A 22034-nucleotide genomic window follows, 5' to 3' on the forward strand; every position below is an offset into this window, starting at 1 on the left:
GGATCAAGGGAATGAAATCATGTGGAAAACAATGAAAGTAACGGACTACATGAAGCGTGGTCCGCTTACGCTTGATCCGGGTGTCTCCCTGTTCCGTGCCATGGAGCTGTTGCTGGAAAATCGTATTTCCGGAGCACCAGTGGTGGAGCGGGGTGTTTTGGTGGGGATGTTCTCGGAGTCAGACAGCCTGCGCGGCATGCTGGAAGCCCGGTACCACGGTATCGAGATCGGTGTGGTGGCGGATTATATGAGCCGTGAACCACAGGTGCTGCCGGCCCGTGCCACGGTATTGGAAGCGATGGAGGTTTTTCTGCGCCACCACCGCCGCCGCCTTCCAGTGGTGGAGAACGGAAAACTGGTGGGGCAGATCAGCCGGCACGATATTCTGCGCGCGATGCTGGAGATGGCCGCCGAGGACGGTATTGTTTCGGAAGCCTGATCGCCGCTTCACCGGGCCCGCGAGTGCGGGTCCCCGGTGAATACGGAAGGCGATTACGGCAGCAGGTGGCTTACCGCGTCGCGCTCTTCGGCCAGTTCTTGCTCGGTGGCTTGCATCTTGGCTTTGGAGAACTCGTTGTTTTCCAGGCCCTGAACGATGCTCCAGTCGCCATCCTTGCAGGTGCAGGGGAAAGAGTAGATCAGGCCTTCCTGGATACCGTAGGAACCGTCGCTGTAGATCCCCATGGAAACCCAGTCACCTTCATCGGTGCCCAGCGCCCAGGAGCGCATGTGGTCGATGGCGGCGTTGGCGGCGGAAGCGGCGGAGGACGCGCCACGGGCCTTGATGATGGCGGCGCCACGTTGCTGCACGGTGGGGATGTAGTCCGCTTCGTACCAGTCCTGCTCGATCTGATCGACGGCCACTTTGCCGTCCACTTCACAGTGGTGCAGATCCGGGTACTGAGTGGAGGAGTGGTTGCCCCAGATGGTCATCTTCTTCACATCGTTGACGGTCTTGCCCAGTTTGTTGGCCAGTTGCGCCATGGCGCGGTTGTGGTCCAGACGGGTCATGGCGGTGAACTGACGCGGGTCGATGTCCGGCGCGTTGCGCTGGGCGATCAGAGCGTTGGTATTGGCCGGGTTGCCCACCACCAGCACTTTGATGCCTTTGCTGGCGTTGTCGTTGATGGCTTTACCCTGGGCGGAGAAGATCGCCGCGTTGGCTTCCAGCAGGTCCTTGCGCTCCATGCCCGGGCCACGGGGACGGGCACCTACCAGCAGGGCGTAGTCGGCGTCCTTGAAGGCCACATTGGCGTCGTCGGTTTGCACGATACCGGCCACCAGCGGGAAGGCGCAGTCTTCCAGTTCCATCACCACCCCTTTCAGGGCTTCCAGAGCGGGGGTGATTTCCAGCAGTTGCAGGATCACCGGCTGATCCTTGCCAAGCATGTCGCCGGAAGCGATGCGGAACAGCAGGGAGTAGCTGATTTGACCAGCGGCGCCAGTCACCGCCACGCGTACAGGTGCTTTCATGAAGGTCTCCTAGATCGTGGGGAGATGAAGTCGGCGCGCATTATAGAGGACCGCGCCGCCAAGCGCACGGGGGAAGGAGTCGCTAGCACGCTTACACGCAACACGCAAACACGCCGGCACCTAGTTGCTGCCGGCGATCAGGCTTTGGGTATAGCGTGCAAGCGTGTTGCGTGTAAGCGCGTCCGGGCGCTTAGCCGGCGGCTTTCTGCTCGCGGGCCATTTTGTTGACCTTGCGGCTGATGCGGTCCAGCTTCTTGCCCAGCGCGTCCATTTCGTCGCGGGTGGGCAGGCCAAGCACATGGGCCAGATTGGCACGCCAGTCCTGAGGGACCACGGCCTTGGCTTTGTCACCGGCCTTGCCGCGCAGCGCTTCACCGGTCTCCACCAGCCCGTTCAACAGGCGCTCACCATTCCCGGTAATCTGATTCACGATTCCCCGGGCGGCTTTGTTAAGCTTGTCCGTGGTGGCGGACAGGCGCGCGCGCAGGCCTGCGGTTTCGGTGACTTCGGTCTGGGCTTCTGCTACGTCATGTTCACTCATTGAATGGCTCCTGTGCCAAGTCGTAAGCGTTGTAGTAACGGCTACAAGTGTACGTTGAGTGCATGCGGGGCTCTTTTTTTCTGTCGAACAATTCGACAACCAGCCAATGCTAAGAGCCTGTTCACGATCTCTACTCCAGCGCAACCCGAAGGGCCGGGCCCCTTTTGCCGCCAGAGCGTGATTACGCTTGTTTATGTAGAATGACTAGACCGCACAATCGAAATCACGCTCTGACGGCAAAATGAGCTCCGGCGCGGTGGCGTAGAGATCGTGAACAGGCTCTAAGGAGAACAAGGTGGCGAATGAACAGACCGTGACCCTGTCGCAGGGTCGCTATCAGGGCGTACCGGGGGAGGGTGTCCACGAATTCCGGGGCGTGCCTTATGCCTTGCCACCGTTGGGCGAGCGCCGTTTCAAGGCGCCCCAGCCGCTGCCCGACAGTGATCAGATGCAACGGGCTGACCGTTATCCGCTGCCCTCCTTGCAGCGCCGTAACCCGCTGATGGGCGTGGAGGAATCCGGCGAGGATTGCCTGTATCTGAATATCTGGGTTCCCGAAGGCGAGGGCCTCTTTCCGGTGATGTTGTGGTATCACGGCGGCGGCTACACCGCCGGATCGGTTTCGCAGATGCTGTATAACGGCGCCGAGCTGGCTCGTCATGGCAAGGTGGTGGTGGTCAACGCCGCCTACCGGCTGGGCGCTCATGGCTTCGCCGATTTTGCTTCGGTACTGCCGGGAGCGGACAGCAACCTGGGGTTGCGTGATCAGATCGCCGCCCTGGAATGGGTGAATCGCCACATCGAGGCCTTTGGCGGCCGGGCGGACCAGGTAACCCTTTTCGGCGAATCCGCCGGTGGTTTCAGTGTCGCCTCGCTGATGGCGGCGCCACGGGCGCGGCCACTGTTCCAGCGCGCCATCATCCAGTCCGGCGGCGCCGATTTCGTGCTGTCGCCGGAGGAGTCCCGGCGCGTCACCGAGGCGTTTCTGGCGGCGCTGCCCGGCGAGGGTGATGTCGCCGACCGTTTACGGCAGGCCGACGGTGAAGCCTGGCTGGCGGCCCAGGGGGAGGCCCTGCGTACTTCGGTGGCGCGGGGATTGCGGGATTCCACCCCTCAGTTCGGGATGAATTTTTTGCCAATGGTGGACGGCGACCTGCTGCCACGGGTCCCGGTCCAGGCCATGGCCGAGGGGGCCTGCGCGGATATTGAGCTGCTCGCCGGAGTGTGCCGGGACGAATGGAACTTCTTTCAATATTCCGGGCCGTTGGCCGGCTTCCCCACGGTGGAGCAGATGCGCGCCATGGACGATGCCGAGATTCTGCGTCGCTTTGAACGTGCCGCGCCGGGCAACGGCCAGCGCCTGTTCGACTATTATCGCGCTCACATCACCCCGCACCCGCAACGCAGCAACATGGACTGGTTCTCCGCCATGGAGAGCGACCGTCTTTTCCGGGTGCCGACTTTGCGTTTGCTGGACGCTCAGGCTTCCCGGCAGCCGCGCACCTGGGGGTTCCAGTTCACCTGGCCAAGCACCCAGTTCGGTATTCCCATGGGCGCCTGCCATGTGATCGATGTGCCGTTCGTGTTCGGCATTACCGATACGCCGGTGGGGCAGTATTTCACCGGTGGTGGCGAGGAGCCGAAACAGCTTGCCCGCCGGGTACAACAGGTGTGGAGCGACTTTGCCCACGGTCGTGGCGCGGACTGGCCCGCCTGGGGCGAAAGCCGCCGGGTGCACCAGTTCGGGCCCGGTGACAGTGAAGCGGCGTTGCTGGACGAACAGGGCGAGGCGCTGTGGGAGTCGGTGATTCCACGGCCGTAGCAAACCCGCTGGCACGCTTGCACGCAACACGCTGGCACGCTTGGAAAACACATTGTTACCCCGGGCTTGCCCGGGCGCTCCTTTGATTTTGCGTGTAAGCGTGCCAGCGTGTTGCGTGCAAGCGCGCAAGCGGATTATCGGCAAAGACTGCAAAATGACCAGCAAAACCGTAGAATAGCGTCCCCAAACCCGATTCCACGGAGAGCAGTATGAGCGTGGCTCAAGCCATTGAGCGCAAAATCCGCGACGCCATGCCGGTGGTCCATGTCATGGTGGAGAACGAAAGCCACCGTCACAACGTGCCGCCCGACTCGGAAACCCACTTCAAACTGACGGTGGTGTCCGAGTCGTTCGCCGGCAAGATGCCGGTGCGCCGTCATCAGGCGATCTACGCGATACTGTCCGAGGAATTGGCTGGTCCGGTGCATGCACTGGCCCTGCATTTGTTCACGCCCGAGGAATGGGACGCCCGCGGCGGCGAGGTGACGGCCTCGCCGGATTGCCGTGGCGGCAGCAAACATGATCCGGAGTTCAGTCGATGAACGATGTCATCGTGGTGGCGGCGTTGTACCGCTTTACCCGTCTCGACGATTATCAGAACCTGCGTGAGCCGCTGCTGGCGTGCATGACCGAAGCCGGCGTGCGCGGCACCTTGCTGTTGGCCCGGGAAGGCATTAACGGCACCATCGCCGGCAGCCGTGAGGGCATTGACGCGGTGCTGGCCTGGTTGGCGGCGGACGGCCGTTTTCAGGGGTTGGAGTACAAGGAATCCTATACCCACGAGCCGCCGTTCCTGCGCACCAAGGTGAAGCTCAAGAAAGAGATCGTCACCATGGGCGTGGAGGACCTGGATCCGGATGCCGAACGTGGCACCTATCTGGAGGCGGAGGACTGGAACCGGGTGATCGCCGATCCTGAAACCCTGGTGATCGATACCCGCAACGACTACGAGTTCGAAGTAGGCACCTTCGCCGGCGCGATCAATCCTCACACCAGGGCGTTCCGTGAGTTTCCGGATTATGTGCGTGAAAATCTGGACCCGGCCCGCCACAAGCGGGTGGCGATGTTCTGTACTGGCGGCATCCGCTGTGAAAAGTCCACCGCCTATCTGCGCCAGCAAGGCTTCGAGGAGGTCTATCACCTCAAGGGCGGTATCCTCAAGTACCTGGAAGACGTGCCCAGGGACGAGTCATTGTGGCAGGGCGAATGCTTCGTGTTCGATGAGCGGGTCACCGTCGATCACGACCTGAAGCCTGGCCAGTATCAACAGTGCCATGCCTGCCGCCGGCCGATCTCGGATCAGGACAAACTGTCCCCGATGTACGAGCCGGGGGTGTCTTGCCCGCGTTGCTATCACGAATCCACGGCGGATCAGAAAGCCCGCTTCGCCGAGCGGCAGCGTCAGATCGAACTGTCCCGCCAACGTGGCGAAGCCCATCTTGGACAAAATCCCCGGGAGTCCGGATCACATTAACGGAGACCGGCATGGTCCGCTTCGCCTGCTGTGCTTTGCTGATGGTGCTTCCGCTACTGGCGTGGCCGGAAGCGCCGGTGCGGGTGGCGGTGGCCGCCAATTTCGCCGGTCCCATGCGGCAGCTGGTGGCGGATTACCAATCCCGGCACACCGGGGCCGAGGTGGCCGTCAGCGTGGGCTCCACCGGCAAGCTTTATGCACAGATACGGCAGGGCGCGCCGCTGGACTTGTTCCTCGCCGCCGATGAGGCCCGCCCGCGTCAATTGGAGCAGCAGCAGGGCATTGTCGCCGGCAGCCGCCGTACCTATGCGCTGGGCGTGCTGGCACTGTGGAGCCGGGAGCCGGGGCTGACTCTGGGACCGGAAGCACTGCGGGGCGGCGAACTGACGCCGCTGGCGCTGGCCAACGCCCGTACCGCGCCTTACGGGGCTGCCGCCGAGGCGGTGCTGGCCACCATGGCGTTGCCGGAGTTCGTCACTCTGGTGCGTGGCGAGAACGTGGGGCAGACCTTTCAGTTCATCCAAAGCGGCGCCGCCCGGGCCGGATTCGTGGCCCTGTCCCAGGTAAAGGACGCCGGCGGCAGTCTCTGGTTGCCGCCGATGGAGTCCTATCCGGCTATTCGCCAACAGGCGGTGCTGCTGGATGACCGGCCCGCGGCCCGCGCTTTCTATGATTTCCTGTTCAGTGACGCCGCCCGGCAACGGATCGACGCGGCCGGGTATCGCTTGGAGACGCCTTGATGCTGGCGGCCGGTGACGCTCTGGCATTATGGGTGAGTGTCAAACTGGCTCTGATCACCACCGTTATCCTGTTGCTGCTGTGCACACCGCTGGCCTGGTGGCTGGCCCGGCGTTTCCGTCCCGGTCAGGCCCTGCTGGAATCGCTGCTGGCGTTGCCGCTGGTGCTGCCACCCACGGTGCTGGGCTTTTATCTGCTGCTGTTTCTTGGTCCGGATGGTCCCGGCGGCTGGCTTGGTCCCTTGCTGAATCAGCCGGGATTGGCGTTCTCCTTCGCCGGTCTGGTGATCGGTTCCGTGGTCTATTCACTGCCGTTCGTGCTGCAGCCGTTAAAGAACGCGTTCGCCGCCATCGATAACGACGTTCTGGACATGGCCGCCGCCGCCGGCGCCAGTCCTCTCGACCGCTTCTTCTCCGTGGTGCTGCCATTGGCGCGCCCGGGTTACCTGTCCGCCGCGGTGCTCGGCTTCGCCCATACCCTGGGAGAGTTCGGGGTGGTGCTGATGATCGGCGGCAGCATTGCCGGCGAGACCCGGGTCGCCTCGGTGGCGCTGTATGAGCATGTGGAGGCCGGGGATTACGCCAGTGCCCAGCGTTTGGCGCTGATGCTGGTGGTGATGTCGCTGGCGCTGCTGTGGGCGGTGTTCCGCTGGCAGAAGAAGGCGCGGGGGCCGCTATGAGTCTGTGCCTGGATATCGCCCTTCGTCGCGGCGCTTTTGAGCTTTCCGTGCAGGGGACGTTGCCGGAGCGTGGCGTGACCATCCTGTTCGGAGAGTCCGGGGCCGGCAAAAGCAGCCTGTTGCGGGCGGTGGCGGGTCTTGAGCCTTGCCAGGGACGGATTGAATTCGACGGTGAACGTTGGCAGGGTCGTGCCGGAACGCTGCTGGCCCATCGCCGGCCGGTGGGCCTGATGTTGCAAAAACCCGCGCTGTTTCCACACCTGGACGTCATCGGCAATCTCCGCTACGCCGCGCGGCGGGCACCGGTGTCGGCTGAGCGTTGGGAAGAAGTCCTGGAACTGCTGTCCTTGGCGCCGTTGCTGTCGCGCCGGGTACAGGGGCTTTCCGGTGGCGAGGCCAGCCGTGTGGCGTTGGGACGGGCGCTGTTGAGCGCGCCACGGTTGCTGCTGCTGGATGAGCCTCTGGCGGCCCTGGATCAGGCCCGGCGTCAGACGCTGATGGCGGTGATTGGCCAAGTAGCGAAGACCATTCCGGTTCTGTATGTCAGCCACCATTTGGACGAGGTTCTGACATTGGGGGAGCACCTCTGGTGGTTGCGCGACGGTGCCCTGGCGGCGCAGGGCGAGGTCAACGATGTGCTGGCTGGCCCCGGCTCACCGCTGGCGGAGCACCGGGACGCGGCGGTGGTGCTGCGCACCCGGCATCTGCGTTATGAACCGGAGCATCATCTGTTGGTATTGGCGCTGGGTGCCAGCGAGATGAGAGTGCCGGCCTCCGGGCCCGGCGGTGACACACCGCGTCTGCGGGTGGCGGCGCGGGACGTGAGTTTGACGTTGTCGCCGGCCAGCGATTCCAGCGTGCTGAATATCCTGCCGGCCATTGTCGACGATGTACGGACACTGCCCGAGGGGCAGTGTCTGGTGCGGCTGCGATGTGAACAGCAGTGGTTGCTGGCGCGTCTGTCCAGCTATTCCCGGGACCGGCTGCGACTGGCTCCGGGGAGCCGGGTCCATGCCCAGATCAAGGCCGCCGCGCTGGTGTAGCCAGGGGCGGCTCGGCCTCGCTATCGCAACCGGCCTGTCCGCGCCAGTCCGGCGCCAGCCCGAAGCGCAGCTCCCCGGTGGTGATGGTGCTGGTGCCGGAAAACAGGAACATGCCCACCGTCACTAACTGCAGGCAGAGAATCATACCCGGCTGCCACAGGGTGGTCAGACCGGCGCTCAATACCGGCACAACAGTGTCGCCGCCCGGTAGCAGCGCGCTGATCAGCAGGCCGTAGAGCGCCGCCAGGCTGGCCATGGTCTGGTAAACCGTAAAGCGCTTGCCGCCACGGAAATCCGCCCGTAAAAACTCCGAGTACACCCGCCACGATTGTCCGCCGGTCAGTGTCAGAGCGAAGGCGATGGCATAGAGTCCGTGGAAGTACAAGGCCATGCCCGCTAAGGCCAGCAGGGTGTGGAACACGCAGGTGAGGGCCTGGATCGGAATGACCCGCACCGCTTCCATGTTCCCGGCGAAGGCGATCTTCTTGGTGAAGCCGTGAAAGACATGGTGCAAGCCGGCGAAACAACGCCGGGCCCAGGCCGGCGCGTGCTCCAGGGATTTCCCGTAACAGCAGCCGAAGCTGATACAGGCGAGCCGGCCGATACCTTCGCCAAGCACATAGGCGATGGTCATGGCGGCCAGCAGTGGCATCACCGGCAACGGCTCTTGCCACCATTGCCGGGACACTTCATCGGCACCCCAGAGCAGCAGCGGCGCCAGCAGGATACCGACGAAACTGGCGCCCCCCACGGTAAAGCCGTGGCGATTCTTTTCCACCACCGTGGCGATCAGCTTGGCCGCCGGCAGACAGATTGCCAGGATTCCGGCGGTCAGTCCCAGTGAAATGCCCAGCGGGACGCCGGAAGCGGCGGTGAGCAACACGAACGCGGCGACGCCAAAGCCGCCGGCCAGACCGGTGAACAGTCCATAATAGGTGAGATTCAGCGTGCGCCAGGTGCCGTCCCGGTTTTTCGCCAACGGCAGGCAGGCAACGAATTGCCAGCGCTCCCGGGGCAGAGCACGGAACAGTAGCCGGTAGCTCAAGGCGAACAGCACCGCCAGGGCGAGTACAAAGAGATCCGCGTCCATGATTGTCCCTCCGCTTGTCCGATTCCACGGCAGGCTAAGGAATGAGCAAGGACGGATCGGTGACGGATTGTTGACGGTTTGGTGAAGGCGGGGATAAGGCGCTGGCATAGGACACGCAAGCACGCAAGCACGCCATGCTTGCCAGCCCAGTAGCCATGCGGAAAGGGCTGATTGCTTAACAAGTGAAGGGTGGGCCAGCATGTTTTCAGGACTGGCTACTGGGTTTTGGATTTAGCGTGCAAGCGTGCTTGCGTGTAAGCGTGCCAGCGAATTACAGGGGCCCATGTGCCATGGGACGCGACCCTGTTTAGACCTTCCGCAAATAATATTCCGCCGCGTGAACGATCAGATCGGTAACCGAACGATCCTCGCGCAGGGCCTGCATCTTCAGGCGCTTGTGCAGATCCGCGGGAATGTCGGCGGTGAGGCGTCGGTGTCCGGCCCGCACTGAACCGGTACGGCGCATGCGCGGTGCCCGTTTCGGAGTGGTCGGGAGGTTCTGCTGCTGGTCGACGAAATCGATCTGTTCCATGATGAAAAGCTGGCGGGGCTGAGATGCGCGAAGGATAATACATAGCACCGCGGATGGACAGGAATTTACTTTCAATCCATCATGCAAGTGTTTGAAAAGCATAGGGAATAAAACGGACTCTTTGTCATTGCCTGGGGGCGCGACACGGTCGCGCGGCTTTTGCGGCGGTCCGGGTTGGGAACGGAGCAGGGGGGAAGCGCCATGGAAACAGTGGCGACACTGATTATCGGCAGTGGGTTCGGTGGGTCGGTGATGGCCTGCCGGCTGGCGGAACGAGGGGAACGGGTAGTGGTGCTGGAGCGGGGGCGCCGCTGGCAGTCACGGGACTACCCCAGTGTCAGCCAGGACAACTGGCTATGGGATGAGGACGAACCCGAACATCAGAACGGTTGGCTCGACTTCCGCTACTTCGGTGACATGAGCATCGCCATGGGCGCGGGCGTGGGCGGCGGCTCGCTGATCTATGCCAACGTCAGCCTGGATGCTCGCCCGGAGATGTTCGAACAGGGCTGGCCGGAAGCCATTCGTTTCCCGCAATTGAGCCGCCATTACCACACCGTCGGCCAAATGATGGGGGTGCAGTCGCTGCCGGACAATCAGTGGACGCCGCGCACCCGCCTGATGCACGAGGCGGCGGAGAAGCTCGGTCACGGTGGCCGCTTCAAAGTGGTGCCGCAGGCGATCCAGTTCGATCCGGACTGGCATGCCGGCCTCGATGACGCTTACGACTATCGCCACAGCAAAACCTGGACCAATGCCCACGGCCGCGAGCAAGGCACCTGCGTGCATTGCGGCAACTGTGATCTGGGGTGTCCGGTGAACGCCAAGAACACTCTGGACCTGAACTATCTGGCACGGGCGGAGCAGCACGGTGCCGATATTCGCCCGTTGCACCACGTGCGCTGGATACGGCCGCTGGAAGACGGCCGCTACGAGGTGGGCGTGCGTGATCTGCTGGCCGGTGCCTGGCGCCGCTATCGCGCCGGCCGGGTGATCGTCGCCGCTGGCAGTGTCGGTTCCACCGAGTTGCTGTTGCGTTGCCGTGATCAGTACCGCACCTTGCCGAAGTTGAGCCGGGTACTGGGACGCAACTGGAGTTGTAACGGCGACTTCTTCACGCCGGCGCTCTATGCCGATCGCGAGATCGCGCCGACTCGCGGCCCCACCATCACCAGCGCCATCGATTACCTGGATGGCAGCGACAACGGCGCTCGCTACCTGGTGGAGGACGGCGGCCTGCCGGACTTGCTGGGTAATCTGCTGGAACACACCGCCCGGCACCCGCGTCTGGCACGCACCCGCCTGGCCACGGCCATGCTTGAATATGGCGAGGACAGTAACCCGTTTCTGCGTATGATGCCGTGGTTCGGCCAGGCGGTGGACGATCCCGGCGGCCGCTTCCGTCTGGGACGGCGCTGGTACGCGCCCTGGAAAAAGGACCGGCTGCGGCTGAAATGGGATTACCGCAAGGCGCAAAAAGCGGTGCAGGCGCTGGCCGACCGCCACCTGGCGTTGACTGAAGCCACCGGCGGCCGGGGCATGACGCCGGCCACCTGGAAGTGGTTCAAGAATCTGGTGACCCCCCATCCACTGGGAGGCTGCGGCATGGCCGACGACCCCAAGCAGGGGGTGGTGGACCACACCGGCGCGGTATTCCACTATCCCGGCCTGTATGTGGTGGACGGCGCCATGGTGCCCCGCGCGCTGGGATTGAACCCGTCCAAGACCATCGCCGCCCTGGCCGAGTACGCCGCCACGCGCATGCCAGGGTAATTCTTCACCGCGCCGTTACTGATGACGGGGGCGCGGCTCGGATCGCGGCGGCCAGATGCTCCCGGAGTGCCTGTGCCGCCGGCAACGTTTCTCCCCGTGCCGAGCAGACAGGCTGTGCCTGTTCACCTTGCAGCCGCCCGTGGCGAGAATGAACGGCTGCGTCGCCAGCGTGATGCCCGGCGCGGTGGCGCGGCGGGCGAGTTCATCAGTGCCTTCCTGGGAAACCACCTCGATAGCGTCGAGATGACCGAAGGAAAGCGGCCCAGGCGGAGACGTCCACAGCGCAGGCCGTGGCTGTCATCGACCAGTGCACGGATCGTGTCCGGATGGGCCCGCATGGCGCGGGCATGCTCCAGTATTCCCCTCTACGAAGCCATGCGCCCTGTAGATGGAGATCCCGACGAAGCTGTATGACGCCCCGCGTACCTGCTCCTTGTCGCCGCATATCGTATTGCACGAGTGAACGGATTCTGGTGGATATCCGCACCAAGAAAACCGCCGACGGCCGCGACTTTCTCACCATCAATCCGAAGGGCTATGTTGCCGCCCTGGAACTGGACGATGGGCGGGTGCTGACCGAAGGCGCACTGATAGTCCGGTACCTGGCGGATCCGCGACCAGAGCAGGGGCTGGCATCGCCGGCCGCTACCTGGGAGCGGGTGCGATTGCGGGAACGGTTCAAATTTGTCACCTGTGAATTCCATGCCGGCCTGGCACCGTTATTCAACAGGGCATTAGCGGAGACCGCGGGAGGGTATCTCGCCGAGCGGCCGCACCGGCGTCCGGATTATCCGCAGCCGACTCCGGCGGTGCGGGCGGCACCGCGGGGGAAGCCGCTTCGTAGCCAACGCCGCCGGGCTCGGGACAAGGGGGTATTCGTTTTGCCGGGGGTGGCCCTCGGTAAAAACGATTGGATGGCGTGGGTCGGCGTCGGCACACTCCCGGGTTTCGGGCAGAAAAAGCAGGGGAAGTGAATGAGCGATGCATTGCAATCCCGGGATTGGGCCAATGGGCGAGGCGGTAAATGGCAGGCTCAGTTGGGGGCCATCGAAGCCATGCTCAAACCGGTGGACAGACCCTTGCTGGACGCCATGGATCTGAGCCGGCCCGGCCGTATCGCCGATATCGGTTCCGGAGGAGGTGGCACCAGCCTGGCCATCGCGGCACGGGCGGCCGCCGGCAGCCAGGTTTATGGTTTCGATATCGCCCCGGAACTGGTGGCCAGTGCCCGTGAGCGTGCGGCCGCCGCGGCCGCTCCGGTGCTCTTCGAGCAGTCCGATGTCACCGTTGTCGATCTTCCCTTCCCCCGGTTTGATCAACTGGTGTCCCGCTTTGGCATTATGTTCTTCGCTGAGCCGGCGGCGGCGTTCGCGCGATTGGCGGACTGGCTGACACCCGGCGGCGGTTTCACTTTCGCGGTCTGGGGACCGGCGGATGACAATCTGTGGATGGACGGAGCGCGCCGTGAGGTGGCCGCGGTGATGAATCTGCCGGAGCCGGACTGGCGAGCGCCGGGACCGTTTCGGTACGGCGATCCCGATCCGTTGCTGGCGTTGCTGGCGGCCGCCGGTTTCAGTGGCCTGCACGTGGAGGAATGGCGCGGGCGGTTGCCGGTAGGGGGCGGACTGGCGCCGGAACCGGCGGCGGATTTCGCCTTGTCCAGTTTCGCCATCTCGGAGCGGCTGGCGGAGGCGGATGAGGCCCAGCGCCAGACCGCCCGGGAACGGCTGACGGAGCGGTTCCGCGCCCATGTGAGCAACGGCGAAGTATGGATGGGCGCGCGGGTCCACCTGGTCAGCGGACGGCGCTGAAGGCCCGGCGGGCTTCTCAACGCTATCCGATTCGGGCCATGATGCGGAACTGGCCGAAAGCCCAATCGGTCGGATAAAGAGCGACCGGATAAAGAGCGAATGGATCTGCAGCAACTGACCGTATTCGTGACGGTGGCCCGGGAAGGCTCCATCACCCGCGCCTCCCGCCGTCTGTGCCTGAGCCAGCCGGCGATCAGCGCCCGCGTTCAGGCCCTGGAACAATCCCTGTCACTGACCCTGTTCCAACGTACCCCCCGGGGCATGAACCTCACCGCCGACGGTGAAATCCTGCTGACCAGGGCGGAAGTGGTGCTGGCGGCCCGCCAGGACCTGTTGCGACAAGCCGCCCGCCTGCGCGGCGGGCCGGCGGGCCGGTTGCGGCTGGGTGCTGGCCATAATATTCAGCCGGCACCGTTACGGCGTTTGCTGACCGAATTGGCGCGCCATCATCCCGATGTGGACGTGGCGCTGGAATACGGTGCTTCCCGGGACCTCGCCGAAGCGCTGCAGCGAGGAGCCCTGGACGCGGCTTTTTATCACCGCGCCGGGCCGGCGGAGGAAGGCCTGATCGCCTGGGAACTGGCCCGCTTCAGCATTCAGTTGGTGGCGCCGTCGGATTGGGTGACACCGGGGCCGCTCGACTGGCGGCGTCTGGAGACGTTACCGTGGATTTGTCCCGGCACCGATAGCGGCTGCGGCCGGGCGGCGGAAGCGCTGTTCCGGCGGCACGGCATCCGACCGCCGCGCATCATCCGGGTCGACAAGGAAAGCATGACCCGGGGCCTGGTCGCCGCCGGTGCCGGGTTGGGCCTGGTGCATGAAGGCGGCACCGATGAGGCACGGCGGCAGGACGGAGTGACCGTGCTCTGTGAAGCGGGCCCCCCAGTGCGCCTGGTATTCGCCCATCGCGCGGATCGGGCGGACGACCCCTTGCTGAATGTGGTCAGCGCTCTGGTGGACGGCGCGCCCGTGCATTGACAGGGCTGCCCGCCGGACGGGTGCGTCTGTATCATGACGCGCCATGACCACGAATGCTTTTATCCCCTGCGATTCCCTGCCGGTGGACGAGGTTCTGCCGGACCTGCTCGATGCCCTGAAACAGCATGGCGGCGCCGTGCTGGAAGCGCCGCCGGGAGCCGGTAAATCCACCCGCGTGCCGCTGGCTCTGCTGGACGCCGGCTGGCGTCAGGGGCGCCGTATTCTGATGCTGGAGCCGCGGCGGGTGGCGGCACGCTCGGTGGCGGCCTACATGGCATCGCGGCTGGATCAGCCGGTGGGCCAGCGGGTGGGCTATCGCACCCGGCTGGACAGCCGCGTGGGCAAGGACACGGTGATTGAAGTGGTCACCGAAGGTGTGCTCACCCGTATGCTGCATGAGGATCCGGTGCTGGAGCATTACGCGGCGGTGCTGTTCGACGAATTCCACGAGCGTTCCCTACAGGCGGATCTGGGGCTGGCCCTGGTGCAGGAAGTGCGTCAGGCATTGCGTGAGGACCTGCGTTTGCTGGTGATGTCGGCGACCCTGGATGCGGAACCGCTGGGCCAGGGGCTGGCACTGCCGGTGGTGCGCAGTGAGGGGCGGCAGTACCCGGTGACGGTGCACTATCGGGCGCCGACGCGGGATCGTCACTGGCTGGATCATTGTGCCGATTGCGTGCGTGAGATGGCGGGCCAGGGCACGGTACTGGTGTTCTTGCCCGGCGTCGGGGAAATCCGGCGTCTGAGCGAGGCGCTGGTTGGCCTGGGCTGTGCGGTGGAGATTTTGCATGGGCGCCTCGATGGCGATGAGCAGCAGCGGGTATTGCGCGCCAGTCAGAGCCCGAGAGTGGTGCTCGCCACCAATGTGGCGGAGACCAGTGTCACGCTGGACGGTGTCACCACGGTGGTGGACAGCGGTTTGCAGCGCAGCCCGCAATACGATCCACGGCGTCATCGCAGCCGCCTGACCACCCGCCGTATCAGCCTGGCTAACGCTGACCAGCGTGCCGGGCGCGCCGGGCGGCTTGGGCCGGGCCAGTGCCTGCGGTTGTGGTCCCGGGAGGAAGTACTGGCCCGGCATATTGAGGCGGAGACCAGCCAGGTGGCGCTGGACGGTCTGGTGCTGGATCTGGCCCGTTGGGGGTGCCGCGACCCCGGTGAATTGTTCTGGCTGACGCCGCCGCCGGCGGGGCCCTGGCGGGCGGCGAGGGCGCGGCTGAAACGGTTGGGCGCGCTCGATGAGAAGGGCGCGCTCAGCGAACTGGGGCGGGCGCTGGCGGAACTGCCAATGGACCCGGAGCAGGGGGCTCTGGTGGCGCGGGGTGATCAATACGGCTGCTCGGAAAGCGCGGCGGTACTGGCGTTGCTGATTCAGGACGCGCCGGCCGGGCTGGACCGGGAAGTGGATTTGCAACGGCGCTGGCAACGTTATCGAGCCCGCCCAGGGGATTGGCCGTTACTGCGTAAAGCATTGCGGCGTTTGCGCGGAGTGCGGGCGGATCGGGAGGAAGCCGATGCCCTTCTGCTGGGGCGGGTGCTGGCGGAGGCCTTTCCGGACGGCCTGGCCCGCCGGCGAGAGCAAGGCACGGGTCGTAATGCCGTCGCTGATGGCGCCCGTCGTGCCCTGGCTGACGGCTCTCGTTACCTTCTCGCTGACGGCTCTGGCGCCCGTCTGCCACCGGGCTCGGCGCTGGCGGCACATGAATGGCTGGTGGTGCTGGACACCGACGGCGATCCCAAGGAGGGCCGTATCCGGCTGGCTTGGGGATTGGACGGGGACGCGCTGGTCAGGGTCTTGGAGCAGGCTCCATGGAGCGAACGGGTGGGATGGGACGAGCAGCGCGGGCGGGTCGTGGCCGAGCGGATACGCGCCCTGGGTCAGTTGGTGATTGAGCAGCGGCCGCTGCCCTCGCCATCGCCGGCGCTGATCGAGCAGGGTTTGCTGGCCGGTATCCGTCAGCGGGGGCTGTCGGTGCTGCCATGGGAACCCCGCTGGCGCCAGTGGCAAGCACGGGTGAACTGGATGCATCGGCTACGCCCGCAAGAGTGGCCGGCGGCGGACGATGGGGCGCTGCTGGATACGCTGGAGGACTGGTTGCTGCCGTTTCTCGCTGGCCGCCGAAGTTTGCGGGATCTGCGTGACCTGCTGTTAGGGCAAGCCTTATCACTGTGGCTTGGTCACGAACGGCAGGCGCGGTTGGATCAGTGGTTGCCGGAACGCTGCACGGTGGCGTCGGGGCGTGACGTGATGATCGATTATCTCCCCGAGGGCGGCCCGCGCCTGGAAGTGAAACTGCAGGAATGCTTCGGTATGGAAGCGCTGCCGTCCCTGGCCGATGGGCAACTGCCGCTGACCGCTTCGCTGTTGACCCCGGCCGGACGCCCGGCGGCCATCACCGGGGATCTCCACCGTTTCTGGCGGGAGGGGTACGCTGAGGTCCGCAAGGAATTGCGCGGCCGTTATCCCAAACACCCTTGGCCGGAGGACCCGCTGCACGCGGAGGCGACGGCGCGGACCAAGAAAGGCATGGGGCGGGGGTAACACGTTTGCGGGTAACATGCCGCCGACAGCGCCGATTCGCTGCCCAGGCAGCTTCCCTCAGCGGCTCCGTAGTGCTCTCTGTGGGAAGCTGCCTGGGCAGCGAACAGCTTATTAGAGGTGCCGCCGGTGTCCCTTCCGTGTCGCTATTAGCCTGATTGACCACGCATCCCGCAGTGTGATCGTTTCGGCCCTTTCCCTGGAACACGCCCTCTGCTATCAATAGCCGCTCTCGGAGGGAGCGAAATATGAAATTTGATTCCATTATGGTTGCGGCTGAAGCCAATGAAATGATTCTGCCCGAGGGTTGGGGGCAGGGCCGTGCCACCTTTGGTGGCTTGATGGGGGCCATCCTGATCCGTCATATGCAGGCGTATCTGGCGCGGGAACTGCCGGAGCCTCCGCCTTTGCGTTCTTTCGCTCTGACTTTTGTCGGTCCCGCTGTTCCGGGGCCGCTGGCGTTGAACGCGGAAATCCTGCGCAGTGGTAAATCCGTGACCCAGATGCAGGTTACCGCCCGTCAGGAAGGGCAGGTGGTGAGCACCATGCTGGCCAGCCTGGGGCACGCCCGCGACTCTTCCATCCGGGTTCAGGGGCCGGCGGCGCCGGACTGGAACCCCGCGGAAAAGTATCACGCCATTCCGTTCATGGAAGGTGTCTCGCCGGACTTTCTGCGCGAGTTCGAAATGCGCCCGGTGGCCGGTCAGTTTCCTTATTCCGGTAGCGATAAGCCGGACTTCGAAGGCTACATGAGCTTCCGTGAACGCCCGGAGCGCCAGGATGCCGCCAGCCTGGCCTGCCTGGTGGACGTCTGGCCGCCGTCGGTGATTCCGATGCTGACCAAGCGCGTGCCGTCCAGCTCCATGACCTGGATCATGGAGTTCCTGGAGGATCCGGCCGAGCTGCCCTGGACCGATCATTGGTTGTACACCGTGCACACCGATAGCTTCGCCGATGGCTACGGTCAGAATCGCTCGGTGATCTGGGATGGCGAAGGCCGTCCGGTGGCGTTCAGCCGCCAGACCATCGTGGTGTTTGGCTGATTCCATGAGCGGGCTTGAATTGCCTCCTCTACATCCGGCGGATCTGGGCGCTCGGGTGCCACGTCGCGGCAGCGCCATGATGGCGCTGCTGGGCCGCTGGGTTCTCCGTGCCATCGGTTGGAAAGTGGTTGGGCGTTTGCCGGACATATCCCGGGCGGTGATGATCGCCGCTCCGCACACTTCCAATTACGATGGACTGGTGGGCATCAGCGCGATCCAGAGCCTGCGCCTGGACATCCGTTTCATGGCCAAGCACACCTTGTTCCGGGGCCCCACCGGCGTATTGCTCAAGGCGCTGGGGGGCATTCCGGTGCACCGGGGCCGCGCTGGCGGGTTGGTGGAAGAAACGCAGAGATTATTGGCCGCTGGCGACCCATTCTGGCTCGGCATCACGCCGGAAGGCACTCGCACCGGGGCGCGGGAATGGAAGACCGGCTTCTATCGAATCGCCCTGGGGCTGGAATTGCCGATCATCGTGGTGACGTTCTGCTATCGGCGCAAGGAAGCGCGGATTCTGGACGCGTTCTGGCCCACCGGCGATGTGGAGAAGGATCTGGAAGCGATCTACGCCTTGCTGGACGACGTCGAGCCGCGCCATCCGGAAAGGCTGTCGGCGCCGCTCAAGCGCCGCCGGCAGTGGCGGGCAGGAGGCGGATCTCCTTACCAATGAATCGTGATCGGCGTGCCGTCGGGGACTCCTGGCAAGACCTCCCTGATTTCCTCATTGGTGACGGCGATGCACCCGTCGGTCCAGTCCCAATGGTGATGTAAACCTCCAAGCCAGTCCATTGCCCTTGGCCGCTGCCTGGTCGCGGGCGTCGAAGTAGGAGATGTGCAGCGACAGTGGGTGGGAAATACCGTACAGCGTGAGCCCGAAAAAGCCTACGACAAGAGAACGACCGCTATAAGATTAAGGAGCGACGTATGAGATCATCCCTGATTCATTTTGCGTTAGTTTAACATCAAAGCTGAATGGCGCCGCTTTCGCGGCGCCATAACAAAGCACCTAGATTTCTTCGGATGCGTAGTTGTTCTCCATTCCCAATTCCTTTGTGGATGACTTCACCGATGCGTTAAACGTAGTCGTGCTGCTACCGTAACTGAAAAGTACATGAAATTGGCTTTCAGCGTTAAGTATGGGGAGTATGCATTGCGATTGTGATGTGCAGGTATAGGGCAATTGAATGAGAGTTCCATCATCAAGCTCTAATCCCGTGATGAAAAATTTACCATTCGCCGAAAATCTCAAAATTACACGCCCTGTATCTGCTTGCCCGAAGTTGTTAATTCTGATCTTGCCTTTACCATTTTCGACATCTTGGATGTTGACCGACAGATCGGAGTATTTCTGCGCTGCAGAATAAACGTAGTTATCTACAGAAGAAAGCCGTCTTGACCGTTGGTTCCCCGTCATGTCCCACCATGTGTCAATCATCTGCTGTACCGGCAGATATCCGTCGATTATGTAATGTTCAAAAGAGTCCTCGTCTTCCCTATGTCGATCAATGGCTGTTTTTATGTCCTCTGCTCTAGGGATGCATAAAGTCTTGGGGTCTTTAGTCGCTATCCAAGTAACGCTTTTGTTCTCAGTCGCAATAAGTTTTCCGGCTGCATCATAATAGTTGCAGGCATACGAGTCAGGATGGTTAGGTAGCTGTATGTCCCCCTCGAAAATGGAGTGCAGGATGGTGCCGATTCGTATGCGACCATCCCCCATAGGGTAAGAATAATAGTGAGCATAACCCTGCCAGCCGGTGTTGTATAAACTGTCTCTGGATATAAAGAATCTCCAGCTCGGCTCGTCCATTGGGGCATCATATTCTCGGGAATCCGCATAGCCCGTTACCGTATCGTAGGTTGGGAATTGAGATCTAAAGTCATTTCGCCAGTATTCGATATCGCCAACCGCGCTTTCTGTGATATATGTGACTACATAGTCAAGTTGGGTTTTGAGTACCTTTTGTGTCTCTTCTTGTATCTCTTCTTCCGTCGCGTTGGGATTAATTTCATTAACGTATAGCCAGTGGGTGTATTCCCTCTGCATGAGCATTTGTATGCTGGCTATATTCATATAGCTGTGGAGGTTTTCTAAAGACTTGTCAGTCTTTATTTCCATCCTCTCTAATACGTAATTGGCGTCACTTATAAGGTTTTGAAGTAACCGGTAGTCGCTTTTTCTGCCTTCTTCAGATCGTGAGTTGTATATTCCATAATCTCGAATTATGGTGTTCAGGCGGGCCATGGTTTCATCTTGAAATTGCTGCTCAACTGAATTAATGATTTCTTCTTTTGATGCGTCAATGGCATCAAGGATAAGCCTTGTCATTATCTCAATTTTTCTGGCAAGGCGAGCTTCGCCTGAACTTCCAGTTAAACTGATCATCCCATCGAACGAGATGAAAGGGCCGACAGATATTAGCCCTGAAAGACTTGATAGAATCTTTTTACCAAAAGTGTTGGCCAATGATTCCCCTAATAGGGTTAAGGCCCCTTTTTCAAACGCTTCGTTGATAGAATCCTCTACCCAATCCTTAAATTTCTTCTCCACCTTCTTTGCTTGAGAGTAAAACCACGACGATCTTTCAGTATTATGTTCAGCGTAATTGTCTGAAATGGCGTTCCCCGAAGAAAGAAGAAGAGAACCGGCTAACATGAATGAGGATATTCCTTTACTAAATTCCATTTTTACTCCTTGTTTGGCTCATGTTTCCTTGCAGTGAAATGTATTTCATTGCGATTTCCATTTTTGCTTATTTGTAAATAAGATTCAATGTCATTTTCATAGGGGGAAGGATCACCAAAGTGAAAGAAACAGAGCACAGTATTCGCTAGCCTACAAAGCTCTCGTACCCTCCCTGTTTCTCTCTGGCGCGGCGGATGAAGGACTCCCGGCCGAGGGCCGCGATCATGGCGTAACCCAGTGGCGTGGCGATGGCGTCACAGGCGGAACGCACGTGTTCGTCGAACGGCTCCAGGGAAGCCAGTTCCAGGATGCCAAGGGTGTGTTCGCCCTGCCGGATCGGCAGGAACAGTACCTCGCCGGGGCGGATCTGGCTGTGGCCGGTTTCCAGATCCATGTAGCCACCGGGTACTTCGTGGCGCACCGAGGCGCCCTGAATCTCCAGGGCCGAGGCGAGGAAACCGTCGCTTTTGATGTGGGACTGCTCCCGCGCCGTCTGGCCGAGCCCACGCGCCGCTTCCAGGTGCAGGCCGTCGTCCTCCAATCGGTAGCCGGCGCCGGCCACCGCCGGAGTGTTTTCGATCAGAAACGCCAAGGTCTTGTCGAGCAGCTCGGTGACCCGCGGATTGCCGGCGATATGGGCGGTGAATTCATTCAGCAGACGCTGCCGCCGCGCTTCCCGGTCGGCATTGTCGCGCCAGCGTCGCAGCCGTTGTGACTCGGCGTTGCGCAGCAACATGTTGGCGAAGTTGCCGCGGGCACTGGCGTCGAGCATGTAGCCGTTCAAGGCGCATACCAGAAGCGGGAAACCGTAGTACAGCAGCAGTGAGATTGGTGTAATGCGCCAATCCTGATAAAGGGCCACGGCCAGGGCGATGATCAGGGCACCGAGGGACCAGAACAGGGTGCGGGTGGGCGGCAACCGCAGGATCGAGAAACCAATGATCAGCACATAAACGGTTTCAAACGCCGCCACCTGGCCGAGGAAGTGGTCCTGCAGATGGATCGCGCCGATCAGGGTGCCGGACAGTGAGATCATCAGCGCCAGTCCGATCAATGTGGCCACCAGGCGTTGTACCGCTCGGATATGGATCGCCGCCAGCAGCAACACCAGGGAACAGGCAATGGGATAAACGCCGAGGGCCTGCCAACGGCTCAGCGAAGGGTCCTTCACCAGCAACGAGACCGGCACCACCACGATCAGGAAAATCGCCAGCAGGATGTACACCGATCGCCGGATCAACTGGGTGGCGCGGCGTTCCGCGTAGACGATGTAATCGTCTTCCAGGGATCCGGGAAACCGTACCCAGAGAGTGCCCAGCGCGCGTTTCAGGGCGCGTTCCTGTTCCGCTTCCAGAGATCGCGTCTGAGTGCTGTCAGTGGCCATGGAGTCCCCCGTTCTTTGACGTTGCTGCTTATTATGTGGTCGCTTGCCCGGTTGCTTCCGTTGGTGGGTGCGGACACTATTTGCCGAACCGGGGCATGATAGCGCGCCGGGCAACGGACTAATGATAAATGGGTAACACAACCTGAAGGTACGAATAATGGCGTATGAAGAGCAATTTGAACAGGCCCGCAAGGACGTACAGACCCTGTCACGCAAGCCGGGCAACGATGACCTGTTGTATCTGTACGCCCATTTCAAGCAGGGCAGTGTCGGTGACGTGACCGGCAAGCGGCCGGGCATGCTGGATATGGTGGGGCGCGCCAAGTACGACGCTTGGGCCAGGCTCAAGGGCATGGACCAGGACAGCGCGCGGCAAAACTACATCAGTAAGGTGGAAGCGTTGCTGAAGAGTCACGGTTGAGAGCCGGACG

At 62.4% G+C, this 22034-nt stretch carries 22 protein-coding genes; 15 read left to right on the top strand and 7 right to left on the bottom strand.

What is annotated here, in order from left to right; translation table 11 throughout:
* The first annotated feature begins 31 nt into the window (after positions 1-31).
* Positions 32-439: a CBS domain-containing protein gene (locus A6D6_RS11455; RefSeq protein ID WP_236564086.1), complete on the top strand. Its 408-nt coding sequence runs from the start codon at positions 32-34 to the stop codon at positions 437-439.
* A gap of 53 nt (positions 440-492) precedes the next feature.
* Here A6D6_RS11455 and A6D6_RS11460 read toward each other — a convergent pair whose 3' ends face one another.
* The gene (locus A6D6_RS11460) at positions 493-1473 is read right to left on the bottom strand and encodes a malate dehydrogenase (RefSeq protein WP_133490975.1); all 981 of its coding nucleotides are present in this window, start codon (positions 1471-1473) and stop codon (positions 493-495) included.
* Positions 1474-1663: 190 nt separating this feature from the next.
* Positions 1664-2014: a poly(hydroxyalkanoate) granule-associated protein gene (locus A6D6_RS11465; RefSeq protein WP_133490974.1), complete on the bottom strand. Its 351-nt coding sequence runs from the start codon at positions 2012-2014 to the stop codon at positions 1664-1666.
* 295 nt (positions 2015-2309) lie between these two features.
* On the opposite strand from A6D6_RS11465, the gene A6D6_RS11470 reads away from it, so the two are divergent.
* The 6 genes from A6D6_RS11470 (at position 2310) to modC (ending at position 7770) form a co-directional block, all read left to right on the top strand.
* Positions 2310-3836 (top strand): carboxylesterase/lipase family protein, encoded by a 1527-nt coding sequence (locus A6D6_RS11470; RefSeq protein ID WP_159660800.1) that lies wholly within the window; start codon positions 2310-2312, stop codon positions 3834-3836.
* 209 nt (positions 3837-4045) lie between these two features.
* Entirely contained in the window at positions 4046-4378 is a 333-nt protein-coding gene (locus tag A6D6_RS11475; protein WP_133490972.1) for a BolA family protein, read from the top strand.
* Positions 4375-5310 carry an oxygen-dependent tRNA uridine(34) hydroxylase TrhO gene (gene trhO / locus A6D6_RS11480; protein ID WP_159660801.1) on the top strand — a complete coding sequence of 312 codons (936 nt, stop codon included), beginning with the start codon at positions 4375-4377 and terminating at the stop codon, positions 5308-5310. The genes A6D6_RS11475 and trhO overlap by 4 nt, the downstream gene beginning before the upstream one ends.
* An 11-nt stretch (positions 5311-5321) precedes the next feature.
* Complete coding sequence (modA, locus tag A6D6_RS11485) at positions 5322-6050, top strand: molybdate ABC transporter substrate-binding protein (protein WP_159660802.1); 729 nt, start codon at positions 5322-5324, stop codon at positions 6048-6050.
* The gene (modB, locus tag A6D6_RS11490; protein ID WP_159660803.1) at positions 6050-6727 is read left to right on the top strand and encodes a molybdate ABC transporter permease subunit; all 678 of its coding nucleotides are present in this window, start codon (positions 6050-6052) and stop codon (positions 6725-6727) included. Before modA ends, modB begins: the two co-directional genes overlap by 1 nt.
* Positions 6724-7770, top strand: a complete 1047-nt coding sequence (gene modC / locus A6D6_RS11495) for a molybdenum ABC transporter ATP-binding protein (protein WP_133490968.1) — start codon at positions 6724-6726, stop codon at positions 7768-7770. The genes modB and modC overlap by 4 nt, the downstream gene beginning before the upstream one ends.
* Here modC and A6D6_RS11500 read toward each other — a convergent pair.
* Together A6D6_RS11500 and A6D6_RS11505 are read right to left on the bottom strand one after the other, a co-directional pair.
* Positions 7748-8860: a hypothetical protein gene (locus A6D6_RS11500; protein ID WP_133490967.1), complete on the bottom strand. Its 1113-nt coding sequence runs from the start codon at positions 8858-8860 to the stop codon at positions 7748-7750. The genes modC and A6D6_RS11500 overlap by 23 nt on opposite strands.
* A 307-nt stretch (positions 8861-9167) precedes the next feature.
* Positions 9168-9392 (bottom strand): hypothetical protein, encoded by a 225-nt coding sequence (locus A6D6_RS11505; RefSeq protein WP_133490966.1) that lies wholly within the window; start codon positions 9390-9392, stop codon positions 9168-9170.
* 201 nt (positions 9393-9593) lie between these two features.
* Between A6D6_RS11505 and A6D6_RS11510 the strand changes: the two genes are divergently transcribed.
* The 7 genes from A6D6_RS11510 to A6D6_RS11540 all read left to right on the top strand — a co-directional run bounded on the left by A6D6_RS11510 (position 9594) and on the right by A6D6_RS11540 (position 18206).
* Positions 9594-11165, top strand: a complete 1572-nt coding sequence (locus A6D6_RS11510; RefSeq protein ID WP_159660804.1) for a GMC oxidoreductase — start codon at positions 9594-9596, stop codon at positions 11163-11165.
* A gap of 473 nt (positions 11166-11638) precedes the next feature.
* On the top strand, positions 11639-12139 hold the full coding sequence (locus A6D6_RS11515) for a glutathione S-transferase family protein (protein ID WP_201303773.1): 501 nt from the start codon (positions 11639-11641) through the stop codon (positions 12137-12139).
* The gene (locus A6D6_RS11520) at positions 12140-12976 is read left to right on the top strand and encodes a class I SAM-dependent methyltransferase (RefSeq protein WP_133490964.1); all 837 of its coding nucleotides are present in this window, start codon (positions 12140-12142) and stop codon (positions 12974-12976) included.
* 99 nt (positions 12977-13075) lie between these two features.
* Positions 13076-13954 carry a LysR family transcriptional regulator gene (locus A6D6_RS11525; RefSeq protein WP_133490963.1) on the top strand — a complete coding sequence of 293 codons (879 nt, stop codon included), beginning with the start codon at positions 13076-13078 and terminating at the stop codon, positions 13952-13954.
* Positions 13955-13997: 43 nt separating this feature from the next.
* Complete coding sequence (gene hrpB / locus A6D6_RS11530; RefSeq protein WP_159660805.1) at positions 13998-16496, top strand: ATP-dependent helicase HrpB; 2499 nt, start codon at positions 13998-14000, stop codon at positions 16494-16496.
* Positions 16497-16741: 245 nt separating this feature from the next.
* Positions 16742-17536 (top strand): thioesterase family protein, encoded by a 795-nt coding sequence (locus tag A6D6_RS11535; protein WP_133490961.1) that lies wholly within the window; start codon positions 16742-16744, stop codon positions 17534-17536.
* Between the two features lie 4 nt (positions 17537-17540).
* Positions 17541-18206 (top strand): 1-acyl-sn-glycerol-3-phosphate acyltransferase, encoded by a 666-nt coding sequence (locus tag A6D6_RS11540; RefSeq protein WP_159660806.1) that lies wholly within the window; start codon positions 17541-17543, stop codon positions 18204-18206.
* On the opposite strand, the gene A6D6_RS22165 is transcribed toward A6D6_RS11540, so the two are convergent.
* The 3 genes from A6D6_RS22165 to A6D6_RS11550 all read right to left on the bottom strand — a co-directional run bounded on the left by A6D6_RS22165 (position 18197) and on the right by A6D6_RS11550 (position 21603).
* A complete protein-coding gene (locus A6D6_RS22165; RefSeq protein ID WP_369412877.1) occupies positions 18197-18325 on the bottom strand; it encodes a L,D-transpeptidase family protein in 129 nt (42 codons plus the stop codon). The two genes, A6D6_RS11540 and A6D6_RS22165, sit on opposite strands and share 10 nt — an antisense overlap.
* A 217-nt stretch (positions 18326-18542) precedes the next feature.
* Positions 18543-20219 (bottom strand): hypothetical protein, encoded by a 1677-nt coding sequence (locus tag A6D6_RS11545; protein WP_159660807.1) that lies wholly within the window; start codon positions 20217-20219, stop codon positions 18543-18545.
* A 145-nt stretch (positions 20220-20364) separates the two neighbouring features.
* Positions 20365-21603: a GAF domain-containing protein gene (locus tag A6D6_RS11550; protein ID WP_159660808.1), complete on the bottom strand. Its 1239-nt coding sequence runs from the start codon at positions 21601-21603 to the stop codon at positions 20365-20367.
* 157 nt (positions 21604-21760) lie between these two features.
* Between A6D6_RS11550 and A6D6_RS11555 the strand changes: the two genes are divergently transcribed.
* Positions 21761-22024, top strand: coding sequence for an acyl-CoA-binding protein (locus A6D6_RS11555; RefSeq protein WP_133490957.1), 264 nt, complete (start codon positions 21761-21763; stop codon positions 22022-22024).
* Positions 22025-22034: the final 10 nt, after the last annotated feature.

The organism is Alcanivorax xiamenensis (assembly GCF_009846745.1).
GTDB classification, from domain to species: Bacteria; Pseudomonadota; Gammaproteobacteria; order Pseudomonadales; family Alcanivoracaceae; genus Alloalcanivorax; species Alloalcanivorax xiamenensis.